Source organism: Ruegeria sp. AF5, assembly GCF_056541905.1.
Map to the genome: position 1 here is coordinate 444,034 of NZ_JBQFYZ010000002.1, position 13,581 is coordinate 457,614.

General features: G+C 57.6%; 13 protein-coding genes. 4 read left to right on the forward strand and 9 right to left on the reverse strand.

Features of this window, described 5'->3' with window-relative positions:
- Positions 1–50: 50 nt before the first annotated feature.
- The gene (locus tag ACR0DS_RS05710) at positions 51–749 is read right to left on the reverse strand and encodes a corrinoid protein (protein ID WP_209503809.1); all 699 of its coding nucleotides are present in this window, start codon (positions 747–749) and stop codon (positions 51–53) included.
- On the opposite strand from ACR0DS_RS05710, the gene ACR0DS_RS05715 reads away from it, so the two are divergent.
- Together ACR0DS_RS05715 and ACR0DS_RS05720 are read left to right on the forward strand one after the other, a co-directional pair.
- Entirely contained in the window at positions 748–1,023 is a 276-nt protein-coding gene (locus ACR0DS_RS05715; protein ID WP_480557944.1) for a hypothetical protein, read from the forward strand. The two genes, ACR0DS_RS05710 and ACR0DS_RS05715, sit on opposite strands and share 2 nt — an antisense overlap.
- On the forward strand, positions 1,020–2,087 hold the full coding sequence (locus ACR0DS_RS05720; RefSeq protein ID WP_480557942.1) for a PA0069 family radical SAM protein: 1,068 nt from the start codon (positions 1,020–1,022) through the stop codon (positions 2,085–2,087). Before ACR0DS_RS05715 ends, ACR0DS_RS05720 begins: the two co-directional genes overlap by 4 nt.
- 93 nt (positions 2,088–2,180) lie before the next feature.
- Here ACR0DS_RS05720 and gltA read toward each other — a convergent pair whose 3' ends face one another.
- Positions 2,181–3,476 (reverse strand): citrate synthase, encoded by a 1,296-nt coding sequence (gltA, locus tag ACR0DS_RS05725; protein WP_480485519.1) that lies wholly within the window; start codon positions 3,474–3,476, stop codon positions 2,181–2,183.
- A 121-nt stretch (positions 3,477–3,597) separates the two neighbouring features.
- Positions 3,598–4,998, reverse strand: a complete 1,401-nt coding sequence (gene gltX, locus ACR0DS_RS05730) for a glutamate--tRNA ligase (protein ID WP_480557940.1) — start codon at positions 4,996–4,998, stop codon at positions 3,598–3,600.
- A gap of 78 nt (positions 4,999–5,076) precedes the next feature.
- Between gltX and ACR0DS_RS05735 the strand changes: the two genes are divergently transcribed.
- On the forward strand, positions 5,077–7,122 hold the full coding sequence (locus ACR0DS_RS05735) for a ComEC/Rec2 family competence protein (protein WP_480537958.1): 2,046 nt from the start codon (positions 5,077–5,079) through the stop codon (positions 7,120–7,122).
- On the opposite strand, the gene lexA is transcribed toward ACR0DS_RS05735, so the two are convergent.
- The 6 genes from lexA to ACR0DS_RS05765 all read right to left on the reverse strand — a co-directional run bounded on the left by lexA (position 7,119) and on the right by ACR0DS_RS05765 (position 11,944).
- Positions 7,119–7,817 (reverse strand): transcriptional repressor LexA, encoded by a 699-nt coding sequence (gene lexA, locus ACR0DS_RS05740; RefSeq protein WP_267364515.1) that lies wholly within the window; start codon positions 7,815–7,817, stop codon positions 7,119–7,121. The genes ACR0DS_RS05735 and lexA overlap by 4 nt on opposite strands.
- Positions 7,818–7,895: 78 nt before the next feature.
- Positions 7,896–9,068: a molybdopterin molybdotransferase MoeA gene (locus ACR0DS_RS05745; RefSeq protein ID WP_480557938.1), complete on the reverse strand. Its 1,173-nt coding sequence runs from the start codon at positions 9,066–9,068 to the stop codon at positions 7,896–7,898.
- Positions 9,065–9,538, reverse strand: coding sequence for a cyclic pyranopterin monophosphate synthase MoaC (gene moaC / locus ACR0DS_RS05750; protein WP_267364518.1), 474 nt, complete (start codon positions 9,536–9,538; stop codon positions 9,065–9,067). Before moaC ends, ACR0DS_RS05745 begins: the two co-directional genes overlap by 4 nt.
- Positions 9,538–10,350 (reverse strand): indole-3-glycerol phosphate synthase TrpC, encoded by an 813-nt coding sequence (gene trpC, locus ACR0DS_RS05755; protein ID WP_480557936.1) that lies wholly within the window; start codon positions 10,348–10,350, stop codon positions 9,538–9,540. The genes moaC and trpC overlap by 1 nt, the downstream gene beginning before the upstream one ends.
- The gene (gene trpD / locus ACR0DS_RS05760) at positions 10,347–11,366 is read right to left on the reverse strand and encodes an anthranilate phosphoribosyltransferase (protein WP_480557934.1); all 1,020 of its coding nucleotides are present in this window, start codon (positions 11,364–11,366) and stop codon (positions 10,347–10,349) included. The genes trpC and trpD overlap by 4 nt, the downstream gene beginning before the upstream one ends.
- Positions 11,363–11,944 (reverse strand): anthranilate synthase component II, encoded by a 582-nt coding sequence (locus ACR0DS_RS05765; RefSeq protein WP_480472961.1) that lies wholly within the window; start codon positions 11,942–11,944, stop codon positions 11,363–11,365. The genes trpD and ACR0DS_RS05765 overlap by 4 nt, the downstream gene beginning before the upstream one ends.
- A gap of 199 nt (positions 11,945–12,143) precedes the next feature.
- On the opposite strand from ACR0DS_RS05765, the gene ACR0DS_RS05770 reads away from it, so the two are divergent.
- Positions 12,144–13,571: a divergent polysaccharide deacetylase family protein gene (locus ACR0DS_RS05770; protein WP_480557932.1), complete on the forward strand. Its 1,428-nt coding sequence runs from the start codon at positions 12,144–12,146 to the stop codon at positions 13,569–13,571.
- The last annotated feature ends 10 nt before the right edge of the window (positions 13,572–13,581 follow it).

The window sequence follows — 13,581 nt, forward strand, 5'->3', positions numbered from 1 at the left end:
GAAAAAGACCGCCCGAAATGGGCGGTCTTTTAAGAAAAACCTTAAAGGTCTTAGCCAGCCAGTTGGTTGTGCTTGCGGCCCACGAAATCCTTGGCGGTTTCCACTGCAACCGCAGCGTCACGGCAGTAGGCGTCTGCACCGATGGCTTTGCCGAACTCTTCGTTCAGCGGCGCGCCACCGACCAGAACAATGTAATCGTCGCGCACGCCCTGTTCGACCAGGGTGTCGATAACGACTTTCATGTAGGGCATCGTGGTGGTCAGCAGGGCGGACATGCCCAGAATGTCGGGCTGTTCCGTCTCCAGTGCTTCCAGGTAATTCTCGACCGGGTTGTTGATTCCCAGATCGACAACTTCGAATCCTGCACCTTCCATCATCATCGACACAAGGTTCTTGCCGATATCGTGGATGTCACCCTTCACGGTGCCGATGACCATCTTGCCAACACGCGGAGCACCGGTTTCGGCCAGCAGCGGCTTGAGGATCGACATGCCGCCTTTCATCGCGTTGGCTGCCAGCAGAACCTCGGGAACGAACAGAATGCCGTCGCGGAAGTCATGGCCCACAATGGTCATGCCGCCAACCAGAGCTTTGGTCAGGATGTCATACGGCGTCCATCCGCGTTCCAGCAGGATATTGGTGCCTTCTTCGATCTCTTCTTTCAATCCGTCATAGAGATCGTCGAACATCTGATCGACCAGTTCGTCATCATTCAGTTCGGACAGGACGATATCTTCTTCGTCGGACATGGGGTATTCCCTGTGCTGGGCGGGCCATCGGCCCGTGGTGGCATTTTTTCCGTTTTGGCCAAAACGTCGCATTCTGACTGTGACGATTGCGACGTTGGTCGTTTCGGGACCGACCTATATGCCAAAAATGGCACCGGCTCGATTGAAAAGTCTGCAATATTATCCTGTTTATTTTTCATCAATGCTTCCCGGTTTCTTCGCGGTGCTGGCTTGCACAGGATTCGTTTCAGGCTTATCGTGCGATAAGAACAAAATGGGAACATATGTGCCGTGAGCATCGGGCATATCATCAAATCAAGGGGGGTGACGTCCAATTCGACCGGGCGGTTTGAACGGTTTGCAACGCAGGCTGTTGATGACGGGTGGGACATCGATGAAGACTTGCCGCCCTTGCGAACCGAGACGCGGGATGAGGTGGCGCGCAGTGCCATCACCTTTAACCGTTCACCTGATTTGCCTTTTGATCGTTCGATCAACCCATATCGGGGGTGTGAGCATGGCTGTGTCTATTGTTTCGCCAGACCAAGCCACGCCTATCTGGGCTTGTCCGCAGGACTGGATTTCGAAACCCGCCTTGTTGCGCGCCCCAACATGAGCATTGTTCTGCGCCAGGAACTGTCGGCAAAGTCCTACAAGGTCGCCACGCTCGCGATCGGGACAAACACTGACCCTTACCAGCCCGTCGAAAAAAACCGCCTGATTACAAGGTCGTGCCTTGAGGTCTTGCAAGAATTCAACCACCCGGTCGCAATCGTGTCCAAAGGAACATTGATCGAGCGTGATCTGGATATTCTGGCTGACATGGCTAGCCGGGGATTGGCGCGGGTTGGTATATCGCTCACCACGCTGGATGCAGGTCTGTCCCGGCGGATGGAGCCTCGCGCACCGTCTCCGGCGCGTCGGTTGCAGACGATCAAAGCGTTGACCGATGCGGGCGTTCCGGTTCGCGTAATGACTTCGCCTATTGTGCCCGGGCTGACAGATCATGAGTTGGAGAACCTGTTGGGTGCTGGAAAAGAGGCGGGCGCAGATGCGGCAAGCTGGATCATGTTGCGATTGCCCCGCGAAGTCTCTCATCTTTGGCAGGACTGGCTGGCAGAGCACGAACCCGCCCGTGCAGAAAAGGTCATGTCCAAGCTGCGTGAAATGCATGGCGGGCGCGACTATGATCCGCGCTGGGGGCACAGGATGCGGGGTGAGGGGGAATACGCCGAGCTCATCGCCCTGAGGTTTGCTAAAACCTGCAAAAGACTGGGGCTTTCGATCAAATCCGCTCCGTTAAGATGCGGCCTGTTTGCAGTTCCGCCGCAACCCGGGGATCAAATGAGCTTGTTCTGAAACCAAATGCCGAACCGTCCGCTGCTTCAGTAACGAAAGCAAAAGACCCCGGTTTAACCGGGGCCTTCTGGATTGATTGCGAACCCTAATGGCTCAGCGGTTTTCGATGTCCACGTAGTCGCGCAGTGTCTCACCCAGATACAGCTGACGCGGACGGCCGATTTTGTTCTGTGGATCTTCAATCATCTCTTTCCACTGGCTAACCCAGCCAACGGTCCGTGAAAGTGCGAAGATTGGTGTGAACATTGAGGTCGGGAAACCCATCGCCTCGAGGATGATACCCGAATAGAAGTCAACGTTCGGGAACAGCTTTTTGTCGGCGAAATACGGGTCTTCCAGCGCTTCGCGTTCCAGCTCTTTAGCGACCTGCAGTTTCGGGTTGTCTTCAATGCCCAGAAGATCCAGAACCTCGTCGGCCGACTGCTTCATCACCTTGGCCCGTGGGTCAAAGTTTTTGTACACGCGGTGGCCAAAGCCCATCAGGCGGAACGGGTCGTTCTTGTCTTTGGCGCGGGCGATGAATTCGGGAATGCGATCAACGGTACCGATCTCTTCCAACATCTCCAGACATGCCTGGTTGGCGCCACCATGGGACGGTCCCCACAAGCAAGCAATGCCGGCGGCGATGCATGCAAACGGATTTGCGCCCGATGACGATGCCAAACGCACGGTAGACGTTGACGCATTCTGCTCGTGGTCCGCGTGAAGCGTGAAGATACGGTCCATCGCGCGGCTGAGGATCGGGTTGACCTCATATTCTTCGGCGGGAACGCTGAAACACATGCGCAGGAAGTTCGACGCATAATCCAAATCGTTGCGCGGATACACGAAAGGCTGCCCTGTGTGGTATTTGAAAGCCCATGCTGCGATTGTCGGCATTTTGGCGATCAGGCGATGCGAGGCGACCTCGCGCTGGTGCGGGTCCGCGATATCGGTCGAATCGTGATAGAAGGCCGACATTGCGCCGACAACACCGACCATGATGGCCATCGGGTGCGCGTCGCGGCGGAAACCACGGTAGAAATACTGCATCTGCTCATGCAGCATGGTGTGGCGTGTGATTGTGGTTTCGAATTTCTCCAGATCTTTTGCGACCGGCAGCTCTCCGTAGAGCAGCAGGTAGCAGACCTCAAGAAAGTGCGATTTTTCGGCCAGTTGGTCGATTGGATAGCCGCGGTGCAGCAACTCGCCTTTTTCACCATCGATAAAGGTTATGGTGCTGTCGCAGCTTGCTGTCGAAGTGAAACCGGGGTCATAGGTGAATACACCTGCCTGACCGTAAAGCTTTCGAATATCAATGACATCCGGACCGGCGGTCGGGGAATGAACCGGCAACTCATACTCTTTGCCGTGAACGGTCAGAGTGGCTGTTTTGTTGCTGTCAGTCATGGTTATCCCTTCTTCATTCATGCGCACGCCAAAGAAACCTCGGGCAGTGCGGGCAACGACTGCGCGCTTTGGCGCAGTCCGGGTGTTAGCGGAGCAGCGTTACCCGTTTATGAAATTCGGGTTACTTCGCTGCTTCTGAAAGCCGCGCCAGGGTTTCATCCCGTCCCAGCACAAGCATCATGTCAAAAACCGAAGGCGTGACGGCCCGACCAGCCAAGGCGGCTCTGAGCGGGCCAGCCAGCTTGCCGAACGTGAGCTCCTTTGTCTCGGCAAAGGAATTCAGGGTCTCCTCCAGTTCGTTCCGAGACCAGCTAGCATTTTGCAACTGCGGCGTCAATTCTTCCAGTATACCGTCGGATACAGATGCCAGCGCCTTTGCCGCTTTCTCGTCGGGAACAATCGGGCGTTCTGTCAGAACAAAATGAGCCTTTTCAAGGAGTTCAGGAAAAGTCCGCGCCCGGTCCTTGAGGCAATACATCGCACGTTCCAAATCACTGGATTGTGAATCTGTCAGGGGCGGTAAAGCGGCTGCGGCCAAGTACGCTTCGATTTCACGCCGCAGTGCAGCATCATCAGAGATGGCGATGTGTTGACCACACAGGTTTTCCAGTTTTTTCAGATCAAACCGGGCAGGGCTTTTGCCGATGCCGTTCAGATCAAACCAGTCCTTTGCCTGTGCATCCGTAAAGAATTCATCGTCACCATGACTCCACCCAAGGCGGGCCAGATAGTTGCGCATTCCAGCGGCGGGATAGCCCATGGCCTGATATTCCTGCGCGCCAAGCGCGCCATGGCGTTTGGACAGTTTCTTACCGTCTGGCCCGTGGATCAGCGGAATATGGGCCCAGACCGGAACATCCCAGCCCATCGCCTCGTAAATCATCATCTGGCGCGCCGCGTTATTGAGGTGATCGTCGCCGCGAATGACATGGGTAACACCCATATCATGATCGTCGACCACCACCGCCAGCATGTAGACCGGTGTCCCGTCGGAACGCAGCAAAACCATGTCATCCAGTTGGTCGTTGCGAATGGTCACGTTGCCCTGAACCTGATCGCGGATCACTGTTGTGCCGTCCTGCGGAGCCTTGATGCGAACGACAAATGGCAGGTCGGGATGTGCTGAAGGATCAGCGTCACGCCAGGGGCTGCGGAACAGGGTCGACTTGCCCTCCGCCCGTGCCTGTTCACGAAAGGCGGCAATTTCGTCCTGCGTCGAGAAGCATTTATATGCCTTTCCCTCGGCCAGAAGCAGGTGCGCGACTTCAGCATGCCGGGCAGCTCCTTCGAACTGGCTGATTACGTCGCCATCATGGTCCAGTCCCAGCCATTCCATGCCCTGAAGGATCGCGGCGGTCGCCTCGGGGGTCGAGCGTTCCCGGTCGGTGTCTTCGATCCGCAGCAGGAACTTTCCACCACGTCCGCGGGCGTAAAGCCAGTTGAACAATGCGGTGCGCGCGCCACCGATGTGCAGAAAACCTGTGGGCGAGGGGGCAAAACGTGTGACGACCTGTTCGGACATGTTGAGGATTAACCTTTTGGTAACCGTATCTGGCATAGTTTGACGCCTGTCTAACGAGCCCGAAGGACGGGGGCAACCATGCGTGTTCTTGCACGGGTCGAGGCCGCGCTGCTGCACCAGACAGGGTACCTGTTTCCGTGGACGCCAGTCATGCTGGCAACGGGGATCGGTCTCTATTTCGGTGCCCGGAGCGAGCCCGGCTGGCCGGTATACGCAGGTCTGTTTTGCTTGTTCCTGGCTCTTTTTGCCTTAAGCCGCCGGCTGCCACCGGGGGTGGGAACGTTAGCGACCGGGGGGGCGCTGATTGCGGTCGGTGTTATACTGGCAGGTACTCGCGCCCATATGGTGGCAGAACCGGTTCTGTCCTGGCGGTACTATGGCCCTGTCGAGGGGAGGGTCGTCGCCATGGATCGGTCTGCCTCGGATGCGTTGCGGTTGACGCTCGATCAGGTGCGCGTAGGGGACGTACCGAATGAGCGCAGGCCGCGACGCATCCGTCTTTCTGTTCATGGCACGACAGACCCTTTTGCGCCTGGCCAACGGATCATGACCACAGCGCATCTTTCGCCGCCGCAGGGCCCGGTTGAACCTGGCGGGTTCGATTTTCGTCGCCATGCCTGGTTTCAGGGGCTGGGTGCAGTCGGGTATACCCGCGTTCCTGTTTTGACGATTGCGCCAGCCAAAGACGGTATTGGCGGTGTTCGGATTACCGCAATCCGAATGGCGATATCGCGGCGAGTGAAACAAATCCTGCCCGGAGAAATCGGTGGGTTTGCTGCTGCCGTCACCACAGGTGATCGCAGTGGTATGGGGCAAGAGACTCTCTTGTCCCTGCGCGCGTCGAACCTGGCGCATTTGCTTGCCATTTCCGGGCTTCACATGGGGTTACTGACGGGTTTTGTTTTTGTGGCCTGTCGCATTGGTTTGTCACTGATCCCCTACGTGGCATTGAGGCTACCTGTTCGAAAAGTTGCGGCTGTGTTCGCGCTGATCGCGGCAACGCTTTATTTACTGCTATCCGGCGGGAATATTGCAACCGAACGCGCCTATGTCATGGTCAGTGTCATGCTGGGGGCCGTGTTGATCGACAGGCGTGCGATCTCGTTGCGTGCGGTTTCTGTTGCTGCGCTGATCGTTCTGGTTCTTTGGCCCGAGTCGCTGCTGAGCCCGGGGTTTCAGATGTCCTTTGCAGCAACGACAGCCTTGGTCGCCGTCTTCGGCGCATTGCAAAAGGTGGGTCCGTTACCGGGCCCGAATTGGTTAAAGCCGATTGCTGGCGTGGTAATGTCCTCGGCGATAGCTGGGCTTGCCACGGCCCCAATTGGCGCTGCGCATTTCAATACGATGTCTCACTATGGATTGCTGGCGAATCTGCTGTCAGTGCCCGTGATGGGCCTTGTTGTTGTACCTGCGGCAGTTGCCGCCGCACTGGCGGCCCCTTTTGGGTTGGAGGCTGTCCCGCTGACCGTAATGGGCTGGGCTCTGCGTTGGATCCTGTGGGTGTCAAACTGGGTGTCGCATCTCGGCGGTGCTCAGGGTTTTGTAGTCAGTCCGCCCTGGTATGTATTGCCACTTGTTGCTGTTGGGGCTTTGTGGCTGGCCTTGTGGCAAGGGCGCGCGCGTTGGTACGGGGTCGGGCCCGTCATTCTTTCATTTTTGCTTTGGAATTCGGGCCACAGGCCAGATGTTCTGATTGCAGAAAACGGGGGGTTGGTCGGCGTGATGACCTCTCAGGGTCGGGCCCTGAGTAAAAGCAAAGGCAGTGGGTTTGTCGCCAGCGTCTGGCTGGAGAATGACGGTGACGGTGTTGATCAGATTGCGGCAGCAGGCCGATGGCCGGATAGCAGCACCGTTCAGCGATACCCTTATCAGGATATGGAAATCATCCATATTTCGGGCAAAAAGGCTGCGCGCGCGTTCGACGAATGCAAACACAACCAGATCATTGTTTCGACGGTCGCGCTGCCCCTTGCGGGCGCGTGCGCCATCTTCGATCCGGATCACCTGAGCGAAACCGGCAGCCTGTCATTGTCGGACGGAAAGCTGACTTCCAGCGCAGAACTGACAGGCCAACGGCTCTGGTCCCCGAAGCCCGCCGGGGACCGTCGTTTGAAGCAAGATTAATAGGTCCGGATCAGACCGACTAGGCGACCCTGAACCTTGACCATTTCTTCGGGAAGAACGCGCGTCTCATAAGCCGGGTTGGCCGCTTCGAGTGCAATAGCGTTGCCGCGGCGGAAAAAGCGTTTCAGCGTCGCTTCCTGATCTTCTACCAGTGCAACCACGATATCACCGTTATCAGCAGTCGCGGTTTCGCGGATGACGACCACATCCCCGTCATTGATGCCCGCGTCGATCATCGAGTCGCCGCGAACCTCTAGCGCATAGTGCTGGCCTTTTCCGGAAACCATGGGGCCGGGGACCGCTACGTGATGAGACACGTGGCTGATCGCCTCAATGGGGACACCCGCCGCGATCCGACCCATCACCGGCAATTCCAGCGCATCCACAGCAACTGGCTCAATATTGGTCGGGCGGGGGCCCTTGGGCCTGTCACCCTCGATCACGCGGGGTGAAAAACCGGCAGTTGGTTCGCCGCCAAGGCTTTCGGGAAGTTTCACAATTTCAATCGCGCGGGCACGATGCGCGAGGCGACGAATAAAGCCACGTTCCTCCAGTGCAGTGATCAGCCTGTGGATGCCGGATTTCGACCGCAGGTCAAGCGCGGCCTTCATTTCATCGAAACTGGGCGGAACACCGTCCGCCTGCACGCGTTTTTGGATGAATTTCAACAAATCCAATTGCTTCTTGGTCAGCATTGCTCACACCTCGTCGCTCATGCGTTTTCTTTTGTTCTACGCATGTTCACGTTTTGTGTCAATGAATTTGGGAGAAGTTCAGATCGGCAGGTACTGAACCGTTTCCCCGGTCTTGCGGGCGGGATCGTTCGGGGGACGGACCAATAGGGCGTTTGCCTGCGCCAGAACGCTAAGGAGAGAGCTGTCCTGATCTGCACAGGCCCGGATACCCGTTTCGCCCAGAACCGCGCGCATGTAATGCTCGCGCGGGCCGTTTTCTGTCAGTGGTTCGGTCAAGTGGGCAGACCGAAAGGGCGGCAGAACCAATTCCAACCCCAGCATCCGGCGCACCATCGGGGCAAGGAACAGATAGCCACAGACCATCGCGCTGACCGGGTTCCCAGGAAGTCCGACCATCGCGGTGCCACCCATGCGACCAGCCATCAGGGGTTTTCCGGGGCGCATTCGGATCTTGTAGAAAGACCGGTCCATCCCCAAACCCTGCGATACATCAGACACAAGGTCGTAGTCACCAACCGACGCGCCGCCAATCGTCACGATGAGATCGGCCCCTCGCGCCAGATCAAACGCAGTCTCAAGCGATGAAACCGTGTCCCGTGCAATCGGAAGGACACGAACCACAGCACCGAGCCCTTCGAGTAATGCCCGCAATCCAAACGTGTTAGACGCGATAATCTGGTCCGGTCCCGGTTCTTCGCCGGGCATGACAAGTTCGTCGCCGGTCGAGATCAGAGCAATGACGGGTTTTCGAGAGACCGGGACCCACGCGATATTCATCGCAGCCATCAGGGCAACGTCTTCGGCGCGGATCAAACGTGGTGCCGTGATGGGCGTGCCTGCCATAAAATCCACACCGGCAGGGCGGATGTTCGTTTTGGGGCCAGGGTGGTCTGTGATCGTGATCAGATCGCCACGCCGGTCGGTATCTTCCTGAATCACAACGAAATCCGCGCCATCGGGAACCGGAGCGCCGGTAAATATACGCACGGCCTGACCGGGGCCCACCGAGCCGTCGAAACGACGACCCGCAGCGGATTCGCCCACCACTTTGAACATGGCATGAAGCTCGACTTCGTCGGCTTTGACGGCATAGCCATCCATCGAAGATGCGGCGAAAGGAGGTTGGTCGCGCGTTGCCACAACCGCGTGCGACAGAACACGTCCCGCGGACTGGGCCAGTGGAACCTGTTCCGAAGGTAGAGGGCCGACAAGATCGAACAGCAGGGCGCGCGCTTCTTCGACGGTAATCATTTCGCCTCGTAACGTCCTGATTTTCCGCCGTCTTTGAGGCTTACATGAATGCCGCCAATTTCCATCGCTTTGTCGACGGCTTTGGTCATATCGTACACAGTCAAGGCTGCGGTGGAAACGGCGGTCAGGGCCTCCATTTCAACTCCGGTTTGACCTGACGTCTTGACTGTCGCTTCGATCTGAACACCCGGCAGATCCGGGTCGAGGGTCAGTTCAACGGCAACCTTGGTCACTGGCAAAGGATGGCAGAGCGGGATCAGATCCGGCGTCTTCTTTGCACCCATGATACCGGCCAGGCGGGCAACGCCCAAAACATCGCCCTTTGCTGCGCGTTGTTCTGAAATGATTCCATAGGTTTCCGGCGCCATTTTCACGTGACCTACAGCTACGGCTATGCGATCTGTGACCTCTTTGCCCGAGACGTCGACCATGTGCGCCTGACCTTGAGCATCGAAATGGGTCAGCGGCATCACATCACTCCGGGGATAAGCGGATTGGACAGGATGTGGCGCGTGGCCGCTTCGACATCGTCTTGGCGCATCAGGCTTTCGCCGATCAAAAAACACCGGGCGCCATAGCGCGCAATATCCCGCAAGTCTTCTGGCGTGCCCAACCCACTTTCACACACGATAGTACGGTCCGCTGGCACCAGTTTGGACAGGCGGCGTGTTGTGTCAAGAGTGGTCTCGAAGGTCTTGAGATTGCGGTTATTTATGCCAATCAATGGGCTTTTCAGTTGGGCTGCGCGTTCAAGCTCGGCTTGGTCGTGAACTTCAATCAGAACATCCATCTCCCAATCGAAAGCGGTTTGTTCCAACTCGGCTGCCTGATCATCGCTGACGGATGCCATGATGATCAGAATACAGTCGGCTTCCAAAGCACGTGCCTCGACCACCTGATAAGGGTCATACATGAAATCTTTGCGCAAAGCGGGCAGAGATGTCGCGTTACGCGCTTGTGTCAGATATTCCTTGGCACCTTGAAAGCTGGGCGTGTCGGTGAGCACGGATAAACACGCAGCACCGCCTTCTTCATATGCCTTGGCCAAGGCAGGCGGATCAAAATCAGGCCGGATCAAACCCTTGGAGGGGCTGGCTTTCTTGACCTCAGCGATCAGGCCGTAACCTTGCCGGGACGCAGCTTGAAGCGCTGCGGCAAACCCGCGGGTTTCCGAAGCGGCACGTGCTTCACTTTCTAGCGTTTCCAAGGACTTCTGAGCCTTGTCTGCTGCGATTTCTTCCAGTTTGTAGGCTTTGATCTTGTCCAGAACGGTTTCGGTCATGCGGCCTCCTGAGTCTTGGCGGCCAAGGCCGTAATTTTGTTTTTGGCTTCACCGCTGTCGATGCTCTCGGCGGCCATGGCCACACCTTCGCGCAGATCACCTGCCGCATCAGCGACAACCAATGCCGCGGCAGAGTTCAGCAACACTGCGTCACGATACGCGGACGGGGCGCCGTCCAGCAGCGCACGAAATGCGATGGCGTTCTCTTCAGGGGTTCCGCCGAGGATGTCTTCGAAAGGGTGCACAGGCAGGCCAGCATCCTCGGGGTGCAGCTCGACCTCTTTGATCACGTCATCTTCCAAAGCGGCGACCCAGCTGATACCGGTGATCGTCAACTCGTCTGTCCCGTCCGATCCGTGTACCAGCCACGCGCGGTCTGACCCCAGCAAGCCTAGTGTTTCAGCCATGGGGCGGATCAGCTCGCGGCTAAAGGCACCCGTCAGTTGCCGTTTGACACCGGCAGGGTTGGTCAGCGGGCCCAGGATATTGAAAATCGTGCGCGTTCCCAGTTCCTGCCGCGAGGGCATAACATGCGCAATAGCCGGGTGATGCATCGGTGCCATCATGAAACCGATACCGACATCTTTCAGAGCACTTTCAACAACTTGTGGTCCAACCATAACGTTGATACCCATTTGCCCCAGTGCATCCGCTGCGCCGGATTTGGAGCTTAGGTTGCGGTTGCCGTGTTTTGCGACTGTCACGCCAGCACCTGCGACGACAAATGCAGTCGCGGTCGAGATGTTCAGGGTGCCTTTCCCGTCTCCGCCCGTGCCAACGATGTCGATCGCCCCTTCGGGCGCCCGCACGGCATTGCACTTGGCGCGCATCACAGCCGCGGCCGCGGCATATTCATCAACCGTTTCCCCCCTTGTACGCATGGCCATCAACAGCCCGCCAATCTGGCTTGGCGTGGCTTCGCCGTTGAACAGGATGCCAAAGGCGGTCTCGGCCTCTTTACGGGTCAGCGGACGATCGGCGGCTGCTCCGATCAACGGTTTCAGCGCGTCGCTCATGCGGGGACTTTCAGTTCTTGCAGGAAGTTCTTGAGAAGGGCGTGACCATGTTCGGAAGCAATCGATTCAGGGTGGAACTGAACACCGTGAATAGGCAGTTCCTTGTGTTGCAGCCCCATGATCGTGCCGTCTTCCAGCTCGGCTGTGATCTCAAGACAGTCGGGCAGCGTCTCACGCTCGACCACCAGCGAATGGTAGCGTGTGGCTTCAAAGGGCGATGGAAGGCCAGCAAAGACGCCTTTTCCGGTGTGGTGCATGATGCCCATTTTGCCGTGCACAATTTCGTGGCACCGAACCACCTTGCCACCGAACGCCTGTCCAATGGTCTGATGCCCAAGACAAACCCCCAAAAGGGGTGTTTTGGTCTCGGCCGCCGCTTCGGTCAGAGCCAGACAGATGCCCGCCTGATCTGGGTCGCAGGGGCCGGGACTTAGCAGGATCCCAGCCGGGTTCATGGCCATTGCTTCTTGCACATCCAGCGCATCATTGCGGCGAATGACCATTTCGGCACCAAGTTCGCCCAAATAATGTACCAAATTGTAGGTAAACGAGTCGTAGTTGTCGATCAGCAGCAGCATATGGGCACTTATCTTCGCTTGGGCATTTCGGGCTGGCGATGCAACCCCGGGCCACGGTATAATGTCCGCACATACATGCTCAGGCTTGGACGGCAGCGTCAAGAGGACATACGGTTTCTGACGCCTCCAATTGACCGAGCGCCACACCAGATGGCGCAGAGCAGGGCGAGGCAGGGAAAAGAGGCGAAAGGCAGGAAATATGGGCGGATTTTTCGGAGGAATGGTCGCAGGGGCGATCGTTGTTTTGATCTTGGGTGCGGTCGTGTCGCTCAACACGCCGATGGTCAACACACCGGTTGTTGCGACCGAAGCACCAGCGCCGACGATTTCAGAAACACCAGAGGCGCCTACTGAACTTGCCGAGGATGTTTCTGATGCCGATCTGGCGGAACTGGCCCCGCGTGCGCCAGAAGCCGCCGATAATGCCAGCGAAGATCTGGCCGATTTGTCCGGGTTGGAAGCGTCATCCGAGCCGCAGCCCGAGGTTGGCAAAGCGGCTGAGGCCCCGAACGAGCCCGCTGCATCGGTCGCGACCGAAGTGTCTGTCATGACCGAAGCCCCCGCTGCGCCGCCCGAGCCCAGCAAGGTGCCCGCAGTTCAGCAGGAACAGTCCTTGCCGGTTGTAATTGATGAAACGCCCGCACCTCCATTCGAGCCTGACACAACCGAGGTCGCGGTTCTTGAGCCCGAACCAAATCCGTTGCCACAGGTCGAGGCTGATCCACAAACAAAAGACACTACGACTGATAATTCATTTGAAAGCAGTCCGATTGCGGTGGAAGGGGATGAAGATACCTTGCCCCGTGAGCTTCCGCGTATTGCTGCGCTGCCTCAGATCGGGGGAGAACAGGAAGAAAGTGCCAGTTCGATTGTCGGAAAACGTATCCTGCCGTTGACGGAACGCGATGATGAGCCTGTTGCAGAACAGGCGATTTCCGAACAGCCATCTGTGGAAAAACCGATTGAACGTTTTGCCGCCAAGTTCGAGAACCCGGAATCTAAGCCGCTGATGTCGATCATTCTGATTGATGACGAAGGCGCGTTCGGCGCCGAAGCGTTGCAGGATTTCCCTTACCCGATCAGCTTTGCCGTGAACCCGTCTGATCCGGATGCGGCGGAAAAGATGGCACGGCACCGCGCGGCTGGGTTCGAAGTTCTGGCCCTTGCGGACCTGCCCGAAGCCGCGAGTGCGCAGGATGCCGAAGTTTCCCTGTCCGTGTGGCTGGATACATTGCCTGAAACAGTGGGTATTCTGGAAGGCGTGAACAGTGGCATTCAGGGAAACCGCAAGCTGGCCGATCAGGTCGCGGCAATTGCTGCCGGAACCGGACGCGGGTTGATCACACAGGACAATGGGCTGAATACTGTCCAGAAGTTGGCGGTTCGCAATGGCATTCCGTCCAGCGTTGTGTTCCGCGATATCGATGGGGCGCGACAGGATCCCAGAATCATGCGCCGGTTCCTGGATCAGGCCGCGTTCCGGGCAGGTCAGGAAGGAACCGTTGTCATGCTGGGGCGGGTGCGGCCCGAGACAATCTCGGCCCTGTTGCTGTGGGGTCTTGAGGATCGCGGCAGCCGGGTAGCGATGGCGCCGATCTCGGCCGTCTTGATGAAACAGGTACAGTGACAGCTTGAAA